Origin of the sequence: Nonomuraea lactucae (assembly GCF_003313395.1) — a bacterium.
GTDB lineage: Bacteria > Actinomycetota > Actinomycetes > Streptosporangiales > Streptosporangiaceae > Nonomuraea > Nonomuraea lactucae.
The window spans coordinates 1-22,305 of the sequence record NZ_QNFZ01001041.1 but is presented as its reverse complement, the minus strand read 5'-3'; the positions used below and the strand labels follow the sequence as shown (position 1 = coordinate 22,305).

Sequence of the window (22,305 nt, the reverse complement as noted above, 5' to 3'; positions counted from 1 at the left end):
GACCGGGTCGTCAGCCGCCCCCGCCAGCCGGTCGACGGCGGCGAGCACGGCGGCGAGGTGGCCGAGCGTGTGGTAGCGGCGGTGCGGCTCGGCCCACCGGGCGACCAACTCCGCCCCCACGGCCCGGGCCGCGGGGGAGTCGTCCACCAGGGCGAGCCAGTCCGTCTCCATGAGGACCACCCTAGGCGTCCCCGGACGGCCGCCCACGGCACCCCACACCGGCCACGGCACCCCACACCGGCCAGTGCACAGCGGGGCGGGCAGGGACGAGCCGCGGGCGGGCGGCCCGGCGGCGGGCCTCGCCCCAGGCGATGAGCCTCGCACCGGAAGAGAGCCGGGCCGGGCGCACCGGGGACGGGGTGCCGGGAAGGAGGAGGGCGAGGAAGAGCGAAGGAGAGGAGGGCGGGGGGCCTTCGGCCGGGCCCCCAGGTCAGGGGGCGAGAGCCGGGATCGGGTCGCCGGACATGCGGGTGCGGCCGAGGTCGGCCTGGCGGCCCGCGGCGGCGCCGTCGTGGTAGCCGGTGCCGCTGGTGCGCGGCACGCTGAGCCGTACCCGGGGGTAGTGCGCGGCCACCGCCTGCTCCAGCTCCGCCTGCCGGTCGGCCAGGACGAGGGCGGTGCCGGCCGTGGGGACCTCCGCCTCGGCGCGCGCCGCCGCGTGTGACTCGGCCTCGCGCAGCAGCCGGTAGACCTCGTCGGTGAAGCCCAGCATCCACGACCGCCGGTACGCCCGGGCGGTGCCGCCGTCGCCCGGCGGCCGGGTGCGGGCCAGCCCCGAGGCCATCTGCAGCAGCAGGGACGTCGCCAGCACGTCGGCCCGCTCCAGGTCGGCGGCGAACCCGAACACGTGGACCCGCTGCCCGCCGTCACCCCGCCCGATGAGGAGGGGACGGCAGCGCACCGCCTGGGCGACGAGGCTGACCAGGCGGGCCTTCTCCCGGGCCCACGGCGGGGGCAGCGTCACGATCCGGTCGCCGGGGACCTGGCGAGGGCCGTCGGGGTCGAGGGAGTCGATGCCGTGCTTGGCCATGAGCGCCGACGCCGCGGCCATGAACGTGGCCCGCTCGTGCTCGTTGTCCGTGCGTTCGGCCTTGGCCAGGAGCTTCCTGACCCGTTCGAGCGTGCGCTCCCGCAACCGGCTCCCCGCCTTCCCGGCCCCCTCGCACCGGGGGCTTCTCCTAGGACTTGGTCAGCACCCGCCCGTCGGCGGCGATGGCCGGGAAGGCGCCCGTGTCGACGATGCCGTGCTGCTGGTAGAGGGCCTCGATGAGTGCGTGCGCCTCCGGCTCCAGCTTCCACAGCGAACGATACTGGCGGGCGGTGGCCAGCGAGATGCCGATCTCCTGGGCGATGTCCACGGTGCGCGCCACGATGCCCTTGGCGATCTGCCGGTCCCAGTAGGCGCGGGCGGCGCGCATGAGCGCGGCCCGCTGGGCGGTGTCGACGACCTGCGGGGTGGTGTCGAGCACCTCGACGTCCTCGTCCTCGTCCTCTACGAGCTCGGCGAGCGCGGGCGGCAGCTCGGGGCGCGCCGGGACGGGGTGGTGGTCGGCGTGCGGCTCCCAGGGCACGCGCGGGTCGGCGTCGATGAGCGCGGAGGTGTTGTAGAGGGCGGCGATCTGGGCCAGCAGCGCCTCCTGGCGGGACTGGTCGACGGCCAGGCCGGTGTGCTCGACGGCCTGGTCCATGGCCTTGTCGAGCTTGGCCAGCGCGGCGCGCACCTTCCGCTCCGGCGCGCCGCCCTCGCGCAGCGCCTTGGCCTTCTTGGCGGCCAGCGCGACGCGGGTGAGCCTGCGGTGGGCGTCCACCTCGCTCGCGGTGCGGTCGCTCACCTCGGCCAGGCCGACGCGGACGAGCAGCCGCTCGGGCGTGAGCCGCCAGTTGATGCGGCCGGTGCCCCTGATGCGGTGGCGCTCGATGGCCATGCCGCGCTCCCACAGCCAGGCGGCCACGAGCGGCGCGGCGAGCCGGAAGACCGCCTCCGGCAGGCTGCGCGCGTCCATGCTCGACAGGACGGCCGTCAGGCACGTCAGCGTCCACACCGCGATGCCGTCGATGCCGGCGGAGAAGTTCTCCCGCATGTTGCGGCGGGCCCGCACGGCGGAGGTGATGATGGCGACCTCGATGAACGCGAACAGCAGCAGCCGCAGCGGGCCGTCAAGGCCCAGCACGTCACCGGAGAAGCGCCACATGCCCTGGGCGGACACGCCGGTCGCGATGGACGCGGCCACGATGGTGAGCACGTCCTCGACGGGCCGGGAGGCGACGTAGCGGCGCCACAGGAACGCGCCCGCCCGCCAGGCGATCCTGAGCAGCAGGAACGCGAGCACGAGCCCGGCCAGGCCGAGCAGCGCGATGACGGCGGTGGCGAACGGCTTTTCCGTGACGAAGGTGGCGATTTCCTCGAATGTGGGCATCTGTCACTATCCGTGAGGGCTCAAACTCCAGCTGGATAAGGACAGATCATCGCAGAATGTGGCCACCTTGTATGCCAAACAGCCGCTCCAGCCCCATTTTTCGCACCCGTAACCCGGCCCGGCGGGTGCCCGTCACCCCAGGGCGGACGAGACTAGCGCCCGGGCCTCCTCCTGGACCTTGGCCAGGTGGTCGGGGCCGCGGAACGACTCGCCGTAGATCTTGTAGACGTCCTCGGTCCCCGAGGGCCGTGCCGCGAACCACGCGCTTTCCGTGGACACCTTCACCCCGCCCAGCGCGGCGCCGTTGCCGGGGGCCGCCGTGAGCACCGAGGTGATCGGCTCGCCGGCCAGGCTGGTCGCCGTCACCTGGTCGGCCGACAGCCGCCCGAGCACCGCCTTCTCCTCGCGCGTCGCCGGGGCGTCCACCCGGGCGTAGGCGGGCTCGCCGAAGCGCTCGGTGAGGCCGCGGTAGCGGGCGCTCGGCGACTCGCCGGTGACGGCCAGGATCTCCGAGGCGAGCAGCGCCAGGATGATCCCGTCCTTGTCGGTCGTCCACACGGAGCCGTCGCGGCGCAGGAACGACGCCCCGGCGCTCTCCTCGCCGCCGAAGCCCAGCGACCCGTCGAGCAGGCCGGGGACGAACCACTTGAAGCCCACCGGCACCTCGTACAGGCGGCGCCCCAGCGCCCCGGCCACCCGGTCGATGACGCTGCTGCTGACCATCGTCTTGCCCACGCCCGCCTCGCGCGGCCAGCCGTCGCGGTGGGTGAAGAGGTAGGAGATCGCGACGGCGAGGTAGTGGTTGGGGTTCATGAGGCCGCCGTCGGGCGTGACGATGCCGTGCCGGTCGGCGTCGGCGTCGTTTCCTGTGGCGATGTCGTACTTGTCGCGGTTCGCGATCAGCGACGCCATCGCGTACGGCGACGAGCAGTCCATCCGGATCTTGCCGTCCCAGTCGAGCGTCATGAACCGCCACGCCGGGTCCACCAGGGGGTTGACCACGGTCAGGTTCAGCCGGTGGCGCTCGGCGATCTCGCCCCAGTAGGCCACGCTCGCCCCGCCCAGCGGGTCGGCCCCGATGCGCACCCCGGCCGCGCGGACCGCGTCGAGGTCGACCACGGACGGCAGGTCGTCCACGTACGAGCCGAGGAAGTCGTGACGCCCGGCCTCCCGCAGCGCCCTCGCGTACGGCACGCGGTTCACCCCCGCGAGGCCGTCGGCCAGCAGCCGGTTGGCCCGGTCCTGGATCCACGACGTGGCGTCGGTGTCGGCCGGACCGCCGTGGGGAGGGTTGTACTTGAAGCCCCCGTCGCCCGGCGGGTTGTGTGACGGCGTGATGACCACGCCGTCGGCGAGACCGGAGGCGCGAGCGCGGTTGTGGGTGAGGATCGCGTGCGAGACGGCCGGCGTCGGCGTGTAGCCGTCGCGCGAGTCGATGAGCACGCGCACCCCGTTGGCGGCCAGCACCTCCAGGGCCGACACCCGTGCCGGCTCGGACAGCGCGTGGGTGTCGATGCCGAGGAACAGCGGCCCGTCGGTGCCCTGCGCCGCGCGATACTCGCAGATCGCCTGGGTGGTGGCGAGGATGTGGTCCTCGTTGAAGGCCGTGTTCAGCGACGACCCGCGATGCCCCGACGTGCCGAACGCCACCCGCTGCGCCACCTCGCCGGGATCGGGGTGCAGGCAGTAGTAGGCGGTCACCAGGCGGGGGATGTCCACCAGGTCGGCGGGCTGGGCGGGCTGTCCCGCGCGCTCGTGGGTCATGGGTCCACCTTACAAACGCGCTCCGTGACTACACTCGCCGCCAAAGGACTAGAATGGAGTTCGGTTTCATGCGAATCGGATTGTCGCTCGACCCGGCCGGCCCGGACCCGCTCGGGAAGCTGGCCGAGACCATCGCCGCCGCCCGGGACGCGGGCTTCGCCTCCGTCTGGGTGTCGAACACCTTCGGCCTCGACGCGCTCACCGCCCTGGCCGTCGCGGGTCACGGTACGCCCGGGATCGAGCTGGGCACCGCCGTCGTGCCCACCTACCCGCGCCACCCCGCCGCGCTCGCCCAGCAGGCCATGACCGCCAACGCGGCGCTCGGCGGCAGGCTGGCGCTCGGCGTGGGCCTGTCCCACAAGGTCGTCGTCGAGGACATCTACGGCTACAGCTACGAGCGCCCGCTGCGGCACATGACCGAGTACCTCGACGTCCTGCTGCCCCTCGTCCGGGGCGAGCGCGTCCGCTACCAGGGCGAGACGGTCAAGGCCAACATCGGGCTGAGCACGCCCGGAGCGGGCCTGCCGGTGCTGATCGCCGCGCTCGCACCGCGCATGCTCAAGCTCGCCGGCGCCAGGACCGACGGCACCGTGCTCTGGATGACCGGCCCCAAGACCATCGCCTCGCACGTCGTGCCCGCCATCACGGCCGCCGCCGAGGAGGCGGGCCGCGGCCGGCCGCGCGTCGTCTGCACGCTGCCGATCTGCGTCACCGACGACCCGGCCGCCGCCCGGGCGCGCGCCGACGAGGTCTTCTCCGTGTACGGCACGCTGCCCTCGTACCGGGCCATGCTCGACAAGGAGGGCGCGGCGGGGCCGGGCGACGTGGCCCTGGTCGGCGACGAGGAGAGCGTCAGAGCGCGGATCGACGAGCTGGCCGAGGCGGGGGTGACCGACTTCGCGGCCGGGGTCTACTCCGGCCGCGAACGCACCTGGGAGTTCCTCAAAGGGCTGGTCTGACCCTTTCCGGCCCGGCGAGTCGAGGTCCTGATCGGGAGGCATCCGAATAAACTCCCGCAAGGTGAAAGGCATACTCCATGGCATAGACGTCTCCAACTGGCAGGGCTCCGTCGACTGGGCCCGCCACGCCGGCGCCGGGGTCGCCTTCGCCTTCGCCAAGGCGACCGAGGGCGGTGACTACACCGACAAGTACTTCGCCCGCAACTGGGAGGGCATGCGGGAGAACTGGATCGTCTGCGGCGCCTACCACTTCGCCCGTCCCAAGGGCGACCCGGCGGAGCAGGCGCACCACTTCCTGCGTGCGATCAGGAAGGCGGGCGGGCTGCGCCGCGGCGACCTGGTCGCGCTCGACCTGGAGACCAACGACGGCCTGCGGCCCGAGCAGGTCGCCCGGCACGCCCGCCGCTGGTGCCGCCACGTCGAGCGGCACGCCGGCGTCCGGCCGATCATCTACACCTTCCCGGCGTTCGCCCGCGGCGGCCACTGCGCGGGGCTCGGCGACCACCCGCTGTGGATCGCCAACCCCGACCGGCCGCGCGGCAGCCCCCTGGTGCCGGGCCCGTGGCGTGAGTGGACGATCCATCAGTACGATCACAAACCGCTCGACCGGAACGTCTTCCCCGGCAGCCGCCAAGCGCTGACCAGGCTGGGCTACGACCCGCGATAGCATCGGTGTTCACCGGCGGAGAGCGCCGCAAGGCGCCGACCCGCCTCGACAGGTCCACCACAGCCCACGACGACAGGGAGCAACCGTGTCAGCCGAGCTACGCATCACCCTCGCCGGAGCCGAGCGTGTGGTCGCGGCGGGCACGACGGCGGGTGACGCGCTCCAGGCCGACGGCCGCACCGTCATCGCCGCCAGGGTCAACGGCGAGCCGCGCGACCTGGCCCACCCTCTCGCCGACGGCGACGCGGTGGAGCCGATCGAGGTCTCCAGCGACGAGGGCCGGGCCATCGTCCGCCACTCCACCGCCCACGTCATGGCGCAGGCGGTGCAGGAGCTGTTCCCCGGGGCCAGGCTGGGCATCGGGCCGCCGGTCGACAACGGCTTCTACTACGACTTCGACGTCGCGCAGGCGTTCCAGCCCGACGACCTCAAGCGGGTCGAGAAGCGGATGCGTGAGATCGTCAAGCAGGGCCAGCTGTTCTCCCGCCGGCCCGTCTCCGACGAGCAGGCCCGCGAGGAGCTCGCCGCCGAGCCGTACAAGCTGGAGCTGATCGGGCTCAAGGGCGGTGCCGCGGCCGAGGAGTCGGTCGAGGTCGGGGCCGGCGAGCTGACCATCTACGACAACCTCGACGCCAAGACCGGCGAGCTGCGCTGGAAGGACCTGTGCCGCGGCCCCCACGTGCCGTCCACCCGGTCGATCCCGGCGTTCAAGCTGATGCGCTCCGGCGGCGCCTACTGGCGGGGCAGCGAGAAGAACCCTCAGCTCCAGCGCATCTACGGCACCGCGTGGGAGTCGCGCGAGCGGCAGGACGAATACCTCCACCTGCTGGAGGAGGCCGAGAAGCGCGACCACCGCAGGCTCGGCGCGGAGCTCGACCTGTTCAGCTTCCCGCCGGAGCTGGGCAGCGGACTGCCGGTCTTCCATCCCAAGGGCGGGATCATCCGCAAGGAGATGGAAGACTACATGCGCAGGCGGCAGGGCGAGTCGGGCTACGAGTTCGTCAACACCCCGCACCTCACCAAGTCGCAGCTGTTCGAGACCTCCGGCCACCTGCCGTGGTACGCCGACGACATGTTCCCGCCGTTCGAGCTCGACGGCACCGAATACCGCGTCAAGCCGATGAACTGCCCGATGCACAACCTGATCTTCCGGGCACGCGGGCGCTCCTACCGTGAGCTGCCGCTGCGGCTGTGCGAGTTCGGCACCGTCTACCGCTACGAGAAGTCGGGCGTCGTCCACGGCCTGACCCGGGTGCGGGGCATGACGCAGGACGACTCCCACATCTACTGCACCAAGGAGCAGATGGGCGGGGAGATCAAGAGCCTGCTCACCTTCGTGCTCAGCGTGCTGCGCGACTTCGGGCTGTCGGAGTTCTACCTGGAGCTGTCCACCCGCGACGACTCCGACAAGTTCATCGGCGACCACGCCGACTGGGACGAGGCCACCGAGGCGCTGCGCCAGGCGGCCGAGGAGTCCGGGCTCCAGCTGGTCGACGACCCGGGCGGCGCCGCCTTCTACGGTCCGAAGATCTCGGTGCAGGCCAAGGACGCCATCGGGCGCACCTGGCAGCTGTCCACCATCCAGCTCGACTTCAACCAGCCCAAGCGGTTCGAGCTCGAATACCAGGCGGCCGACGGCAGCCGCCAGACGCCCGTCATGATCCACCGGGCGCTGTTCGGCTCGATCGAGCGCTTCCTCGGCGTGCTGACGGAGCACTACGCGGGCGCGTTCCCTCCGTGGCTGGCCCCGGTGCAGGTCGTCGGCATCCCGATCGCCGACGCCCACGCCCCCTACCTGCAGGACGTGGCCAAGAGGCTGCGCGAGCGCGGCGTCAGGGTCGAGGTCGACGCGGCCGACGACCGCATGCAGAAGAAGATCCGCAACGCGCAGAAGGCCAAGGTGCCCTACATGCTGCTGGCCGGCGACGACGACATCGCCAACGGCGCGGTCTCGTTCCGCTACCGCAGTGGGGAGCAGAAGAACGGCGTGCCGGTCGAGGACGCGATCGCCGAGATCGTCAACGCGATCGAGCGCCGCGTCCAGGTCTGACCACCCTCCGCCGGGTACGGCGACGCTCCGCCGTACCCGGCGTAAGGGGCCGTGCCGCTACTTGGCGAGCGGGCGGCCCTGCTTGTCGGTGAACTTCCCGATGAGGATCATGATGAAGTCGATCAGCACCCAGACGCCGAAGCCGCCCAGGGTGACGAGCATCAGGATGCCGGTGCCGATCTTGCCGACATAGAAGCGGTGCACGCCGAGCGCGCCCAGGAAGAAGCAGAGCAGGACGGCGACGATCCAGGACTTGGCCATGAGCCGGCCCCTTTCGGATGGGGGAGCGGGCCGGGCACGCGCAGGGGTGACCCGGCCGGGACGGAATGCGGGAGTGATCACCGCAGGGCCAGAAACCTAGCAAGCCCTTGCTGGCATCGTCAGTGTTTTGGCGCTATGTCGCGCGACGCGCCGTATGTGGTGAAATATCCCGCTTCAGCGAGCGAAAAGGCGGAATGGGATGGCCGGGCGGCCACCGAACCGCTCCGCCGCCTGGCGGGCGGCCCTCTCGACGAACGACCGGGCGTACGCCTCCGGCTCCTCGTCGGTGAGGGCCGCGATGTAGGCGCGGTGCGCGAGCAGGGAGCGCACGCCGCGCTCCAGCCCGGCGGTGACGTCGACGGCGTGGGTGGGGGAGTCGTCCCCCGCGACGGCCACCCAGCGCACCCCGTCCCACGGCTCCGACCCGGTGCCCGGGAAGATCCACCGGTTGCCCGCGTCGCCGACGGCGTCCATCACCGCCCGGCCGACGGCCCGGTGGTCGGGCGTGTTCCAGTGGACGCCGCCGGACCAGGTGTCGCCGAAGTTGAGCGTGATCACCAGCTCGGGCCGGTGCCTGCGGATGGCCGCCGCGACGTCCCTGCGCAGCCGCGGCCCGTACTCGACGACCCCGTCGGGATGGTCGAGGAACTCCACGCTCGACACGCCCACCACGGCGGCGCTCTCGCGCTGCTCGAGCTCGCGCAGAGGCCCGGCCTGGGCGGGCTCCAGGGCGTCGATGCCCGCCTCACCGCGCGTGGCGAGCAGGTAGGACACCTCCCTTCCCTCGTCGGTCCACACCGCCACGGCCGCCGCGCAGCCGTACTCGAGATCGTCGGGGTGCGCGACGACGGCGAGCGCGCGCCGCCAGTCCGCGGGCATGGGTTCGAGCATGCCTTCAACCATAGGGGGGCGGGTCACCTCGATGAGGCCGCTCGCCCTGGTGTGGCGGGCATGGCGAGGACACGGGACGTCCTGGTGCCGGGGCGGCAGGGGCCTATGCTGCTAGATATGCACGATCAGGCAGGAGCAGGGGAGCCCGACAACTTCCAGCGTCTGTGGACCCCGCATCGCATGGCCTACATCAAGGGTGAGGGGAAGCCGACGGGCACGGGCCCCGACGACGGCTGCCCCTTCGACGCCATCCCCCGGATGAGCGACGAGGACGGCCTGATCGTTGCCCGGGGCGAGTTCGTCTACGCGGTGCTCAACCTCTACCCCTACAACTCCGGCCACCTCATGGTCGTGCCCTACCGCCACGTCTCCGACTACGACGAGCTCGAGCCGGAAGAGATGGCGGAGCTGGGGGCGTTCACCCAGCGCGCGGTGCGGGCCCTGCGCAAGGCGAGCGGCGCCCAGGGCTTCAACGTCGGCATGAACCTCGGCCACGTCGCGGGCGCCGGCATCGCCGCCCACCTGCACCAGCACGTGGTGCCCAGGTGGGGCGGCGACACCAACTTCATGCCTGTCGTCGCCCAGACGAAGGTGCTGCCGCAGCTCCTGCGCGACACCCGCGACCTGCTGGCGGACGCCTGGGACTGACCAGGCGTCCATCAGCCGTGCGGAACGGGGGCTAGGCGCGGGCCCAGAGGGAGGGGGCGGCGGGCGGCTCCCAGCCGGTCTGGGCGGTGTGCGCCTGCAGGCACCGGTAGGCCACCCCGGCGTAGGTGACCCGGGCGCCGACCGCGTAGGCGGTGCCCGCCTTCCAGGACGTCGCGCCCGGCTGGGTCGGCGTGGGGGTGGGCTTGGGTGTCGGGGTGGGCGTGCCGGTCGGGGTGGGGGTCGGGGTCGTCCCGCCGCCGGTGAGCTGGTAGGCGCGCATCGAGCGGAGCAGCAGGTACGTGTCCCGCAGCGAGCCCGAGGTGTCGCCGAGCGAGCGGTAGATCCCCCACTTCGGGCGGACCCGGTCGGCGAGGAAGGTGTCCACGCCGGTCTTGGTGGCGTCGACGACGGTGTTTCCCCCGCTGCGGACGACCCACCGCACCGAACCCGCGGTCCTGTCGCCGATCTTGATCTCGTACTCGATGTCGATCCACTTGTCGTGCAGCGGCTCCAGGTTGGTCCGGCCCACGAGCACGTTCCCCTCGGTGACCTTGTGCTCCATGGTCTGCACGCCGTTGACCCGGCGCAGCGAGGTCACCGTGATCGGCGAGGTGCCCTGCCCCGGCTGCTTGGTCTGCATGATGTGGGTGAACGTGGTCGTGGCCTTCAGCGAGCTGGGGATGTACATCGAGTACGTCACCCGCCAGGTCTGGCCGAGCTTCCACTCCAGGTGACCGGACGGCGTGCGGTTGCCGGTGACCTCCTGGCGCTGGCGGTCGGTGGCGCTGTCGCGGTCCACCGTGTGCATGTCGAACCGGTAGGCGTTGCCCGAGACCTTGATGTGCGGCCGGGCGGCGGGGTGGGAGCCGGCCCGGTCGTCCTCGATGGTCTCGAACGCGGCCAGGCCGGTCGTGCCGGCCTCGGGGGCCCAGCGGAGCTGCCAGGCGGGCGCGGCGTTCGCCGCCGGGGCGGTCGCGACGCCGGCGGAGAGGGCCAGGCAGGACAGGAACAGGAACGCGGTACGTGGTCGCGTCATGGGTCGTACACCTCGGGAGGCTGGGGGGATGAATGCCCCATCCTGCTACACCGGCCGTTCGTTAGTAAAGCTTCTTAATCAAAAACGCGATTGGGCCTTGCGGAGGCCGTCTCGTCGATCTACCGTCGCTGCCAATCATTAGGAAACTTTCCTAACCATCCCTCGGCTCGCCAGCAAAGGAGTGAAGATGCGGCGCACCACGCCGGCCCTCGTGCTGACCGGACTGTTGGCCCTGCTGATCACCCTGCTCGTCCCGGCAACCGCCCACGCCGACACCGCGACCTTCGCCAAGACGCAGGACTGGGGCTCCGGCTACACAGGCCAGTTCACGATCAGGAACACCGGCTCCTCGACCCTCAACGGCTGGACGGTCGTCTTCGACCTGCCCGCGGGCACGACCCTCGGGACCTACTGGGACGGCGTCGTGACCAGCAGCGGCAACCGTCACACGGTCAGGAACCGCGAGTACAACGGCACCATCGCCCCCGGCGCCGGCACCACGTTCGGATTCGTCGCCAACGGCTCCGGCACGCCGACCGGCTGCACGCTCAACGGGGCGCCGTGCGGTGGCGGGCAGGACCCGGGCGACACGACCCCGCCGACCGTGCCGGGCAACCTCCGCTCCACCGCGACGACCGCCAGCAGCGTCTCCCTCGCCTGGAACGCCTCGACCGACGCGCGCGGCGTCCAGGACTACCGCGTCTACGAGGGCTCCGCCGTGGTGGCCACCGTCACCGGCACGACCGCGACGATCTCCGGGCTGGGCGCGGACACGACCCACACCTACGCCGTCACCGCCCGCGACGGCTCCGGCAACGAGTCGGCCCGCAGCGCCCCCGTCACCGTGACCACCAGGCCGGGAGGAGACGGCGGCACCCCGGTCGCGGCCAACGGCCGGCTCAGGGTCTGCGGCACGAAGCTGTGCAACAAGAACGGCAAGCAGATCCAGCTGCGCGGCATGAGCACCCACGGTCTTCAGTGGTACAAGCAGTGCGTGACCAGCGGCTCGCTGAACGCCCTGGCTACCGACTGGAACGCCGACGTCGTCCGCCTGTCCATGTACATCCAGGAGGGCGGCTACGAGACGGACCCGAGGGGGTTCACCGACCTGGTGCACTCGCTGATCGAGCAGGTGTCCGCGCGCGGCATGTACGTGATCGTGGACTGGCACATGCTCGACCCCGGTGACCCCAACCACAACCTGAGCCGCGCCAAGACCTTCTTCACCGAGATCGCCCAGCGGCACGCGAGCAGGCCGAACGTCCTCTACGAGATCGCCAACGAGCCCAGCGACGTCAGCTGGTCGGCTATCAAGAGCTACGCCGAGCAGGTCATCCCGGTGATCCGGGCGCAGGACCCCGACGGGATCGTCCTGGTGGGCACCCGCGCCTGGTCGTCGCTGGGCGTCTCGGAGGGCTCCAGCGAGGCCGAGGTCGTCAACAGCCCCGTCAACGCCGCGAACATCATGTACACCTTCCACTTCTACGCGGCCTCGCACGACTCCTCCTACCTGAACACCCTGTCGCGCGCGGCCGACCGCATCCCGATGTTCGTCACCGAGTTCGGCACGCAGAACTCCGCGGGCGAGGGCGCGAACGACTTCACCAGGTCGCAGCAGTACCTCGACCTCATGGCGAGCAAGAAGATCAGCTGGGTCAACTGGAACTTCTCCGACGACCACCGCTCCGGCGCCGTCTTCAAGACCGGCACGTGCGACGCCGGGGGCCCCTGGACCGGCACGGGCCCGCTGAAGGAGGCGGGAATCTGGGTCCGCGACCGGGTCCGCACCCCCGACGACTTCTGAGCAACGCCCACCAGGGTGGATCCGGCCGTCAGGCCGGGTCCACCCTGACCCGTGCGGGCTTGCTCTCGTGGTGCAGGCGGTCCAGCGCGGTGATCAGGTAGGTGCCCGGCGAGGCGGCGGTGAACGACGGGCCGGAGACCACGGCCACCAGGTCGCGGGCGCTCTCGGCGTGGCAGTCGGCCCCGGACGCGGGCAGCCGGTAAACGGCGTAGGCGCGGGCGCCGGGCGTCGCGTGCCAGGTCAGCGTCGTTCCCTCGGCCTCCACGCCGGCGGGCTCGGGCGGCGCCGAGCCGCCGCGCTCCTTCATCAGCGGCAGCAGGGCCGGGCGGCCGTAGTGCTCCTTGACGATGCGGTCCATCGCGCCCAGCGGGTTGGTCAGCAGCTGCTTGGCGCTGAAGTAGACGTCGCCGCCCACCTGCTCGTGCCTGCGGTTGAGCGTCAGGTGCGCGGCCAGCTCGCCCGGCTTGGTCCACGCCTTGTCGTCCGTGGCGCCGACCCGGTAGAAGGCCTGGCCGATGTAGAGGTCCACGCCCGTGCCCTTGACCTCGCGCGCCCACCACGGCACCAGGGCGCGGTAGTCGGCCGCCTTGAAGCCGCGCGGCCAGTAGAGCTGCGGCATCACGTAGTCGACCGTGCCGGCCTTGATCCACGCGCGGGCGTCGGCGTAGATCGCGTCGTAGGCGGACATGCCCCCGGTGGCGGAGCCGGTCGGGTCGTCGGTCTTGTTGCGCCAGATGCCGAACGGGCTGATGCCGAACTTGACGTGGCCCTTCGTCGCGTGGACGGCCTTGTCGACCTGGGCGATCAGCGTGTTGACGTTGTCGCGCCGCCAGGCGGGCAGCGCCCTGCCGTTGCCGTACTTTGTAAAGGCGGCCCGGTCGTCGAACACGCGGCCGGGCTCGGGATACGGGTAGAAGTAGTCGTCGAAGTGGACGCCGTCGACGTCGTAGCGCCGCACCACGTCCGTGATGACCTTGGCGACGTGCTCGCGCACCGACGGCAGGCCGGGGTTGTAGTAGACGCGGTCGCCGAATCTGACGGTCCAGCCCGGGTTGCGCCGCGCGGGGTGGGTGGCGGGCAGCCTGGCGAGGTTGGCGTCGTAGGAGGCCCGGTAGGGGTTGAACCAGGCGTGGAACTCCAGCCCGCGCTTGTGCGCCTCGTCGATCAGGAACGGCAGCGGGTCCCAGCCCGGGTCCTTGCCGGGGGTGCCGGTCAGATACTGCGACCACGGCTCCAGCGAGGATCTGTAGAGCGCGTCGGAGGCCGGGCGCACCTGGACGAACACCGCGTTGAGCCGGCGCTGGACGGCCGCGTCGAGGATCCTGACGTACTCGGCCTTCTGCCGGTCGGGCGCCAGGCCGGTGCGCGAGGGCCAGTCGATGTTCTTGACCGTGGCGATCCAGACGCCGCGCAGCTGGCGCTTGGGATGGCGGGCCTCGGCGGCGCACGCGGGCGTCGCGGCCGGGGCGGCCGCTGTCTTCGTCTGGGTGGATCCCGCGGCCGGGGTCTCACCGCCCCCCGGGCCGAACACGAAGGCGGCGCCGGTGGCGAGGACGGCGAGCGAGGCGGCGGCGATCAGAGGGCGTCCGGTTCGCATAGTGCCCTAGTGTGACATCCGCCCTGACGTGCTCTGACCAGAAAAAAGAAATCGATTCGTGATGCTTCTGTGAAGTGAGTGACCGGCGTGCCGGGAGGGGCGCCTCTCCGGCACGCCCCGCCCGGCAGGTCGCGCCCGGTCACTCGGTGGCGGTGACCTTGCCCGCCAGGTGCTGCGGCAGCGGCTCGTACCTCAGGAACGTGCGCTGGAAGGCGCCGGTGCCGTGCGACATGGACCGCAGGTCGATGGCGTAGCGGGTGATCTCCAGCTGGGGCACCTCGGCCTTCACCAGCGTGCGCCCGGTGCCCACCGGCTCCGTGCCGAGCACGCGCCCGCGCCGCGACGACAGGTCGGACATCACCGAGCCGACATAGTCATCGGCCACCAGCACCGCCAGCTCGTCCACCGGCTCCAGCAGGAGCGTCGGCACCTTCCCGGCCGCCTCCTTCAGCGCCAGCTGGCCGGCGATCTGGAAGGCCATGTCGGAGGAGTCGACCGAGTGCGCCTTGCCGTCGTAGAGCGTCACCCGGACGTCCACCATCGGGTATCCAGCGACCACCCCGCGCTCCATCTGCGCCCGTACGCCCTTCTCCACCGACGGGATGAACTGACGGGGCACCACACCGCCGACGATCTTGTCCACGAACTCGAACCCGCCCCCGGAGGGCAGCGGCTCGACCTCGATGTGGCAGATGGCGTACTGGCCGTGCCCGCCGGTCTGCTTGACGTTGCGGCCCATCGCCTGGCATCGGCCGCCGAACGTCTCGCGCAGCGGCACCCGCAGCTCGACCCGCTCCACCTCGACGCCGTGCCGCTTGGCCAGCCGGTCGAGCAGCACGTCGGTGTGGGCCTCGCCCATGCACCACAGCACGAGCTGCCGGGTCTCGGCGTTGTTCTCCAGGCGCAGGGTCGGGTCCTCGGCCACCAGCCGGGCCAGCGCCTGCGACAGTTTGTCCTCGTCCGCCTTCGACCTGGCCCTGATCGCCACGGGCAGCAGCGGGTCGGGCATCGCCCACGCCGTCATCAGCAGCGGCCGGTCCACCTCCGACAGCGTGTCGCCGGTCTCGGCCCGCGACAGCTTGGCGACGGCGACGATGTCGCCCGCGAGGCCCTTCGCGGCGGACCGCTGCTGCTTGCCCAGCGGACAGGTCAGGGTGCCGATGCGCTCGTCCACGTCATGGTCCTCGTGGCCGCGGTCGGCCAGGCCGTGCCCGGACACGTGCACGGTCATGTCGGGCCGCAGCGTCCCGGAGAAGACCCGGACCAGGCTGATGCGGCCCACGTACGGGTCGCTGGTGGTCTTGACGACCTCGGCCACCAGGGGACCGTCGGCGTCGCAGGTGACGCCCTGGACCGGCTTTCCGTCCAGGGTGGTGATCTCCGGCATGGGATGTTCGAGCGGCGACGGGAAGCCCTGCGTGATCAGCTCCAGCAGCTCCATCGCGCCCACGCCGAGCCCGGTGCAGAGCACGGGGTAGAAGCTGCCGCGCGCGACGGCCTTCTCCAGGTCGTCGATGAGCACCTTGGTGTCGATCGGGTCGCCCTGGAGATAGCGGTCCATGAGCGACTCGTCCTCGCTCTCCTGGATGATGCCCTCGATGAGGACGCCGCGGTGCTCCTCGATCTGCGCCTCGTACTCGGCTCCGGGCTCCTTCTCCGTGCGCGAGCCGGTGGCGTAGTTGTAGAACTTCTGCGACAGTAGCCCGATCAGGCCGTTCACGTGCCCATTGGTGATCACCGGCAGGTAGAGGGGGGCGACGCCGTCGCCGAAGACGTCCTGGCAGGTGGCGAGCACCTCGTCGAAGTCGGCCCGCTGGTGGTCGATCTTGGTGATCACGACGGCGCGGGGCATCCCGACCTGGGCGCACTCCTCCCAGAGCATCTGGGTGAGCCCGTCGATGCCCTCCGCCGCCGAGATGACGAACAGGGCGGCGTCGGCGGCGCGCAGCCCGGCGCGCAGATCGCCCACGAAGTCGGCGTAACCGGGGGTGTCCAGAAGGTTGATCTTGATGCCGTTGTACGTCAGCGGCGCCAGAGCGAGGTTGACCGAACGCTGCTGGCGCACCTCGACCTCGTCGAAGTCGCTGACCGTGTTGCCGTCCTCCACCCGGCCCGCCCGCTGGATGGTGCCGGTGGCGGCCAGCAGCTGCTCGACGAGGGCTGTCTTGCCCGCTCCCGAATGGCCGACCAGCACGACATTGCGTATCGCATCCGCCCTGTCGGCCGCTGGTGCCCTGCCCGCGGCTCCCGAGGCCCCGCCTGGGTTCTTGTCCGCCACAACGCCTCCGCTCCTCGTGGGACGAGGCGGCCTCGGCTCGGGCGCCTGAACCAGACGCCCGGCCCGGCTTCCTCTCCCGTGTCGTCGGTTGAGGTTCCAACGCCGCGCCCGCGCGGAGGGTGCACAGGACCGCATGGATCCGCATGGACACCGCATGGACGCGGTGTGTTCACCAAATACCCGTGTGGCGGATATCACAAGGGGGGTGAGGCAAAGAAAGTCGGTGGCCGCCGGATGGCCTACGATCGGACCGCGATGCTCAAACTCCTGCGCCCGGCCATGACCCGGATACTCACCCCGCTTGGCAGGGCTCTGGTCCGCCACGGGATAGGCCCCAACGCCGTCACCGCGATCGGCACCCTGGGCACAGTCGTGTCGGCCCTGCTCTTCTTCCCCCTGGGGCTGCTGGCCGCGGGAGCCCTCGTGATCACCGTTTTCGTGCTGTTCGACCTGCTCGACGGCGTGGTGGCCCGCCTCGGGGGCAAGGGCGGCAGCACCTGGGGCGCGTTCCTCGACTCGACGCTCGACCGGGTGGCCGACGCCGCGATCTTCGGGGGGCTTATCCTTTATTTCATCTCCCGTGACGACGTTCTGATGGCGGCGGTCACGCTGTTCTGCCTGGTGGCGGGCGCCCTGGTGTCCTACGCCAAGGCCAGGGCCGAGGGTCTCGGGCTCACCTGCGACGTCGGGCTGGCCGAGCGGCCCGAGCGGCTGGTGGTGGCGCTGGTGGCGGCCTTCCTCGCCGGGCTCGGCGTGCCCTACGTGCTGCCGGCGGGGATGTGGCTGCTCGCGGCCGCGAGCGCCGTCACGGTGGTGCAGCGTGTCATCCATGTCCACCGGCAGACGAGGGAGCGATGAGCCCGAAGCCGTCCGTCACCGATCGCGTCGTCGCCGCGGGGTTCGCGGCGGGGTGGACGCTGGTCCCGCTGCTTCCTCACCGGCTGACCAGGAGCGCGTTCCGTCTCGCGGCCGACCGGCTCTGGGCCCGGCGCGGGCGGGCTGTGCGCCGCCTGGAGTCCAACCTGGCCAGGGTGACCGGCCTCGACCCGGACGGGCCCCAGCTGCGCGAGCTCAGCAGGGCGGGCATGCGCTCCTACTTCCGCTACTTCGAGGAGATCTTCCGGCTGCCGTCGATGCCCGCCGAGGAGATCGTGCGGCGCACCCACGTGATCGGCGCCGAGCACATCCACGACACCGTCGCCGGCGGCCGGGGCGTGGTGCTCGCCCTGCCCCACATGGGCAACTGGGACCAGGCGGGCGCCTGGCTGGTCGGCGTGGGCCACCCGTTCACGACGGTCGCCGAACGGCTCAGGCCCGAGTCGCTCTTCCGCCGCTACGTCGCCTTCCGCGAGGGGCTCGGCATGGAGGTGCTGCCGCTCACGGGCGGCGACGGGCACAACTTCGCGACGCTCGCCATGCGCGTGCGGCGGGGCGGGGTCGTCTGCCTGCCCGCCGAACGCGACCTGACCAAGAGTGGCATCGAGGTCGAGTTCTTCGGCGCGAAGACCAAGGTGCCCGCGGGGCCGCCGCTGCTGGCAGTGCAGACCGGCGCCGCGCTGCTGCCCGCGACGGTCTACTTCGTGGGCGACGACTGGGGCATCAAGATCCACGAGGAGATCCCGGTGCCCGCCGAGGGCAGCAGGCAGGAGAGGACGGCGGCCGTGGCGCAGAGCCTGAGCCACGTCTTCGAGAAGGGCATCGCCGAGCACCCGGAGGACTGGCACATGCTGCAGCGGCTCTGGCTGGAGGACCCGCCGCGATGAAGGTCGGCATCGTCTGCCCCTACTCCTGGGACATGCCCGGCGGGGTCAAGCAGCACATAGACGACCTGGCCCAGGCCCTGATGGCGCAGGGCCACGACGTGTCCGTGATCGCGCCCGCGGCCGACGACGACGACCTGCCGCCGTACGTGGCCGGCGCGGGCAGGGCGGTGCCCGTGCCGTACAACGGGTCGGTGGCGCGGATGTCGTTCGGCTTCCTGTCGGCGGCGCGGGTGCGGCGCTGGGTGCGCGACGGCGGGTTCGACGTGCTCCACATCCACGAGCCGCTCGTGCCGAGCCTGGGCGTGCTGGCCTGCTGGGCGGCCAAGGGCCCGATCGTGGCCACCTTCCACGCCTCCTGGGTGCGCTCGCGGGCCATCGCGGTGGCCGAGCCGCTGCTGCGCAGCGCGCTGGAGAAGCTCAGCGGGCGCATCGCCGTCTCCGACGCGGCCCGCAAGAGCCTGGTCGAGCAGTTCGGCGGCGACACCGTGCTCATCCCCAACGGGGTGACCGTGGCCCGCTACGCCGACGCCGAGCCGCTTCCCGGGTGGGGGCCCGGCGGCGAGACGATCGGGTTCCTCGGCCGGATGGACGAGGAGCGCAAGGGCCTGCCGATCCTCCTGGAGGCGTTCGCCGCGCTCGCCCGCGACCGGCCCCGGCTGAAGCTGCTGATCGCCGGGCCCGGCGACGCCAAGGACGTCCTCGACCGGGTGCCCAAGGAGTTCCGCGACCGGGTCACCGTGCTCGGCATGGTGAGCGAGACCGACAAGATCCGCGCCTACCACTCGGTCGACGTGTTCTGCGCGCCCAACACCCGCGGCGAGAGCTTCGGCATCGTGCTCGCCGAGGCCATGGCCTCCGGAGCCACCGTGCTGGCCAGCGACATCCCGGCCTTCCGCAAGGTGCTGGGCGACGGCCAGGCCGGTGCGCTGTTCGCCAACGGCGACGCGGCCTCGCTGGCGCGTGAGGCCGCGGCGCTGCTCGACGCGCCCGAGCGGCGCGCCAAGCTGGCCGAGGAGGCGCTGGTCGCGGTCCGCAAGTACGACTGGTCGACGGTGGCGCGCGACGTCGTCCGCGTCTACGAGACGGTCACGGCCGGCGGCGCGGGCCGCGTGGAGGAGGACCTGTGACGTCCACGCTGATCGTGCTCCTCGCGGGCATCGCGATGGTGCTCACCGCCGTCTACGTCTCCTGGCGGGCGGGCCGCCTGGACCGGCTGCACATCAGGCTGGAGCTGGCCCGCGAGTCGCTCGAGGCCGCGCTCGTCCGGCGCCGGGGCGTGGTGCTGGAGCTGGCCGGCTCGCGGCTGCTCGACCCGGCCACCTCGCTGGTGCTGGCCGCGGCGGCGCACGAGGCCAGGATGGCCGGGCCCGAGGAGCGCGAGCACGCCGAGAGCGACCTGTCGCGCGCGCTGCGCGCCGCCGTCGACCAGGAGCGCTTCCGCGAGAAGCTGTCGGAGTCGCCCGGCGGCAAGGACCTGCTGGAGGAGCTCGACGCGGCCGTGGCCAAGGTCGTCTACTCCCGCCGCTTCTACAACAACGCCGTGGGCGTCACCCGTACGGCACAGCGGCGCTGGCTGGCCCGGACCCTCCGCCTGGCCGGGCACACCGAATTCCCCTCATTCTTCGAGATCGACGACAATCCACCCGCAGCTATGGCAACTGAATGACCAGATTTGGTCAGGCCGGTAAGCTTCTTCCGTTTCTGGGCTGATGCGGAGGAGTTGTACAGGTGTGCCTAACCCGGATGATCACCGTGACGCTGGCCGGAGCAGCCGTGCTGCTGCCCGTCGCGGCATGCTCGTCGGACGAGCCCGCCCCCGGCAAGGCTCCGCAGGCCGCCACCGCGTCACCCGCCCCGGCGGAGCAGACGCCCGCGGGCGCGGGCCATCCGTTCACCGGAGCGCCCGGCGAGGACCTCGAACCGGTCCTCGCCGTGAAGATCGAGAACACCGCGGCGGGCAAGCCCCAGCTCGGCCTCAAGAGCGCTGACATCGTCTACGTCGAGCAGGTCGAGGCCGGCCTGACCCGCCTGATGGCGATCTTCTCCTCCAAGATCCCGGCCAAGGTCGGCCCGGTCCGCAGCGCCCGCATCTCCGACCTGCACATCGCGCCCCAGTTCGGCAAGCCCGCCTTCGCCTACTCCGGGGCGCAGACCAAGATGCTGCCGTACATCGCGCGGGCGTCGCTGTTCGACGTCTCCGACAGCCGGGCGCCGGGCGCGTACTTCCGCCAGCAGGGCCGCGTCGCCCCCTACAACCTCTTCGCCAACACCAAGCAGCTCCTCGCCAAGGCCCCCAAGGCGAGCAAGGCCGGGGACATCGGCTTCACCTTCGGCGACGCCCCCGCCGAGGGCGGTGTGGAGCGGAAGTCGTACACGGTGAAATGGCCCGCCGCGCGCTTCACCTTCGCCTGGTCGGCGTCGAAGAAGCAGTGGCTCATCTGGCAGGACGGCAAGAAGGACATGGCGGCCGAGGGCGGCCAGTTGAGCGCGCCGACGGTCGTCGTGCAGTACACCAAGACAGAGCGCTCCCAGTTCCACGACAAGAACCAGAGCTACACGCCGCTCGTGCACACCGTCGGCAAGGGCTCGGCCGTCGTGCTGCGCGACGGCAAGGCGTACAAGGCCCGCTGGGAGCGGAAGTCGGAGAAGAAGGGCACGACGTTCACCACCCCGGACGGCGAGCCGATGAACTTCGCCCCCGGCCAGGTCTGGGTGGCGCTCGCCAGCCGCAAGCCCGTCACACCGTGACGTACAAAAACCCGAAAAATCATGACATCGTGGCATGTCCGGGGAGGGGCCGCTCAGGACCTACCATGGGCTTGATAACTGACAGCATGCCGGAGGAGTGGCAGCCGGACCGGACACCCCGGTCGCGCGGCGCGAGGGCGTCGGGCGCGGCCAGGGTTCGGGTGCGGCGGCTCGAGAGAGTTCGTGAGGAAGACCGTGTCCAGCAGCACGCCCGAAGCCCCGTCAACCACTGACCCCGTCACCGGCCCCATGAGTGGCACCGTGAGTGGCACCGTGAGCGGCACCGTGACGGGCACGGCCCGTGTCAAGCGCGGCATGGCCGAGATGCTCAAGGGCGGCGTCATCATGGACGTCGTCACCCCTGAGCAGGCGAAGATCGCCGAGGACGCCGGCGCGGTCGCCGTGATGGCCCTGGAGCGCGTGCCCGCCGACATCCGCGCGCAGGGCGGCGTGTCCCGGATGAGCGACCCCGACATGATCGAGGGCATCATCGCCGCCGTGTCCATCCCCGTCATGGCCAAGGCCCGCATCGGCCACTTCGTCGAGGCCCGTGTGCTGCAGGCGCTCGGCGTCGACTACGTGGACGAGTCGGAGGTGCTCACCCCCGCCGACTACGCCAACCACATCGACAAGTGGCAGTTCACCGTGCCGTTCGTGTGCGGTGCCACCAATCTGGGCGAGGCGCTGCGCCGCATCACCGAGGGCGCGGCCATGATCCGCTCCAAGGGCGAGGCCGGCACCGGCGACGTCTCCAACGCCGTCACCCACATGCGCACCATCCGCGCCGAGCTCAAGCGCCTCACCTCCCTGCCGGAGGACGAGCTGTACGTCGCGGCCAAGGAGCTGCAGGCGCCGTACGAGCTGGTGGCGGAGGTCGCCAAGACCGGCAAGCTGCCCGTCGTGCTGTTCACCGCGGGCGGCATCGCCACCCCTGCCGACGCCGCGATGATGATGCAGCTCGGCGCCGAGGGCGTGTTCGTCGGCTCGGGCATCTTCAAGTCGGGCGACCCGGCCAAGCGGGCCGCGGCCATCGTCAAGGCGACCACGTTCCACGACGACCCCGACGTCATCGCCAAGGTCTCGCGGGGCCTGGGCGAGGCCATGGTCGGCATCAACGTGGACGACATCCCGCAGCCGCACCGCCTGGCCGAGCGCGGCTGGTAGGCCGCCGGAGGCCCGCCGGGCGATCGGGCACGGCGAGTGACGGAAAGTTTCGATAGGGGCGATATCCGAGAAGGATGTCGCCTCTTTCGTGTCGCGTGGCGTTCACCGCCCAGTCACGGAAGTCCGTCAGGCTACGGGACGTCCCCCACTCTTGATCGTCCCAGGAGTCGTCCATGTCCCAGCTCGACCGGAGGCACTTCCTCGTCACCGGATTAGCCGCGGGCGCCGCGGCGGCGCTCCCCGCCACGGCCGCCCACG

General features: G+C 71.5%; 20 protein-coding genes. 12 read left to right on the top strand and 8 right to left on the bottom strand.

What is annotated here, in order from left to right:
- Window positions 1-430: 430 nt before the first annotated feature.
- The 3 genes from DQW85_RS39455 to pgm all read right to left on the bottom strand — a co-directional run bounded on the left by DQW85_RS39455 (window position 431) and on the right by pgm (window position 4,181).
- The gene (locus DQW85_RS39455) at window positions 431-1,135 is read right to left on the bottom strand and encodes a DUF2786 domain-containing protein (protein WP_113704842.1); all 705 of its coding nucleotides are present in this window, start codon (window positions 1,133-1,135) and stop codon (window positions 431-433) included.
- 43 nt (window positions 1,136-1,178) lie between these two features.
- Window positions 1,179-2,417: a hypothetical protein gene (locus DQW85_RS39450; protein ID WP_113704841.1), complete on the bottom strand. Its 1,239-nt coding sequence runs from the start codon at window positions 2,415-2,417 to the stop codon at window positions 1,179-1,181.
- Between the two features lie 132 nt (window positions 2,418-2,549).
- Complete coding sequence (pgm, locus tag DQW85_RS39445; RefSeq protein ID WP_113704840.1) at window positions 2,550-4,181, bottom strand: phosphoglucomutase (alpha-D-glucose-1,6-bisphosphate-dependent); 1,632 nt, start codon at window positions 4,179-4,181, stop codon at window positions 2,550-2,552.
- Between the two features lie 68 nt (window positions 4,182-4,249).
- Between pgm and DQW85_RS39440 the strand changes: the two genes are divergently transcribed.
- The 3 genes from DQW85_RS39440 to thrS all read left to right on the top strand — a co-directional run bounded on the left by DQW85_RS39440 (window position 4,250) and on the right by thrS (window position 7,857).
- A complete protein-coding gene (locus DQW85_RS39440) occupies window positions 4,250-5,140 on the top strand; it encodes a TIGR03564 family F420-dependent LLM class oxidoreductase (RefSeq protein WP_113704844.1) in 891 nt (296 codons plus the stop codon).
- 61 nt (window positions 5,141-5,201) lie between these two features.
- Entirely contained in the window at window positions 5,202-5,807 is a 606-nt protein-coding gene (locus DQW85_RS39435; RefSeq protein ID WP_162795742.1) for a glycoside hydrolase family 25 protein, read from the top strand.
- A gap of 85 nt (window positions 5,808-5,892) precedes the next feature.
- Window positions 5,893-7,857, top strand: coding sequence for a threonine--tRNA ligase (thrS, locus tag DQW85_RS39430; RefSeq protein WP_113704838.1), 1,965 nt, complete (start codon window positions 5,893-5,895; stop codon window positions 7,855-7,857).
- 57 nt (window positions 7,858-7,914) lie between these two features.
- On the opposite strand, the gene DQW85_RS39425 is transcribed toward thrS, so the two are convergent.
- Window positions 7,915-8,118 carry a TM2 domain-containing protein gene (locus DQW85_RS39425; RefSeq protein ID WP_113704837.1) on the bottom strand — a complete coding sequence of 68 codons (204 nt, stop codon included), beginning with the start codon at window positions 8,116-8,118 and terminating at the stop codon, window positions 7,915-7,917.
- Window positions 8,119-8,292: 174 nt separating this feature from the next.
- Window positions 8,293-9,009: a PIG-L deacetylase family protein gene (locus tag DQW85_RS39420; protein WP_113704836.1), complete on the bottom strand. Its 717-nt coding sequence runs from the start codon at window positions 9,007-9,009 to the stop codon at window positions 8,293-8,295.
- Window positions 9,010-9,126: 117 nt separating this feature from the next.
- Here DQW85_RS39420 and DQW85_RS39415 point away from each other — a divergent pair, with 117 nt between their 5' ends.
- Entirely contained in the window at window positions 9,127-9,657 is a 531-nt protein-coding gene (locus DQW85_RS39415; protein ID WP_240197723.1) for an HIT family protein, read from the top strand.
- 31 nt (window positions 9,658-9,688) lie between these two features.
- On the opposite strand, the gene DQW85_RS39410 is transcribed toward DQW85_RS39415, so the two are convergent.
- Window positions 9,689-10,693, bottom strand: a complete 1,005-nt coding sequence (locus DQW85_RS39410) for a carbohydrate-binding protein (protein WP_113704834.1) — start codon at window positions 10,691-10,693, stop codon at window positions 9,689-9,691.
- Window positions 10,694-10,880: 187 nt separating this feature from the next.
- Between DQW85_RS39410 and DQW85_RS48420 the strand changes: the two genes are divergently transcribed.
- Complete coding sequence (locus tag DQW85_RS48420) at window positions 10,881-12,497, top strand: cellulase family glycosylhydrolase (protein WP_205315749.1); 1,617 nt, start codon at window positions 10,881-10,883, stop codon at window positions 12,495-12,497.
- 28 nt (window positions 12,498-12,525) lie between these two features.
- Here DQW85_RS48420 and DQW85_RS39400 read toward each other — a convergent pair whose 3' ends face one another.
- The gene (locus DQW85_RS39400) at window positions 12,526-14,094 is read right to left on the bottom strand and encodes a glycoside hydrolase family 10-like protein (RefSeq protein ID WP_113704833.1); all 1,569 of its coding nucleotides are present in this window, start codon (window positions 14,092-14,094) and stop codon (window positions 12,526-12,528) included.
- 139 nt (window positions 14,095-14,233) lie between these two features.
- Window positions 14,234-16,372 carry an elongation factor G-like protein EF-G2 gene (locus tag DQW85_RS39395; protein ID WP_205315748.1) on the bottom strand — a complete coding sequence of 713 codons (2,139 nt, stop codon included), beginning with the start codon at window positions 16,370-16,372 and terminating at the stop codon, window positions 14,234-14,236.
- Window positions 16,373-16,606: 234 nt separating this feature from the next.
- Between DQW85_RS39395 and pgsA the strand changes: the two genes are divergently transcribed.
- The 7 genes from pgsA to DQW85_RS48415 form a co-directional block, all read left to right on the top strand.
- Complete coding sequence (gene pgsA, locus DQW85_RS39390) at window positions 16,607-17,230, top strand: phosphatidylinositol phosphate synthase (protein ID WP_113704831.1); 624 nt, start codon at window positions 16,607-16,609, stop codon at window positions 17,228-17,230.
- Window positions 17,227-18,135, top strand: a complete 909-nt coding sequence (locus DQW85_RS39385) for a phosphatidylinositol mannoside acyltransferase (RefSeq protein ID WP_113704830.1) — start codon at window positions 17,227-17,229, stop codon at window positions 18,133-18,135. The genes pgsA and DQW85_RS39385 overlap by 4 nt, the downstream gene beginning before the upstream one ends.
- On the top strand, window positions 18,132-19,262 hold the full coding sequence (locus DQW85_RS39380; RefSeq protein WP_113704829.1) for a glycosyltransferase family 4 protein: 1,131 nt from the start codon (window positions 18,132-18,134) through the stop codon (window positions 19,260-19,262). The genes DQW85_RS39385 and DQW85_RS39380 overlap by 4 nt, the downstream gene beginning before the upstream one ends.
- On the top strand, window positions 19,259-19,801 hold the full coding sequence (locus DQW85_RS39375) for a LemA family protein (protein WP_113704828.1): 543 nt from the start codon (window positions 19,259-19,261) through the stop codon (window positions 19,799-19,801). The genes DQW85_RS39380 and DQW85_RS39375 overlap by 4 nt, the downstream gene beginning before the upstream one ends.
- A gap of 62 nt (window positions 19,802-19,863) precedes the next feature.
- Window positions 19,864-20,883, top strand: coding sequence for a DUF3048 domain-containing protein (locus DQW85_RS39370; protein WP_240197722.1), 1,020 nt, complete (start codon window positions 19,864-19,866; stop codon window positions 20,881-20,883).
- Window positions 20,884-21,132: 249 nt separating this feature from the next.
- Window positions 21,133-22,047: a pyridoxal 5'-phosphate synthase lyase subunit PdxS gene (gene pdxS / locus DQW85_RS39365; RefSeq protein WP_113704826.1), complete on the top strand. Its 915-nt coding sequence runs from the start codon at window positions 21,133-21,135 to the stop codon at window positions 22,045-22,047.
- 173 nt (window positions 22,048-22,220) lie between these two features.
- Window positions 22,221-22,305: twin-arginine translocation signal domain-containing protein (locus DQW85_RS48415; RefSeq protein ID WP_162795743.1), on the top strand; the 85-nt coding region annotated here is incomplete at its 3' end.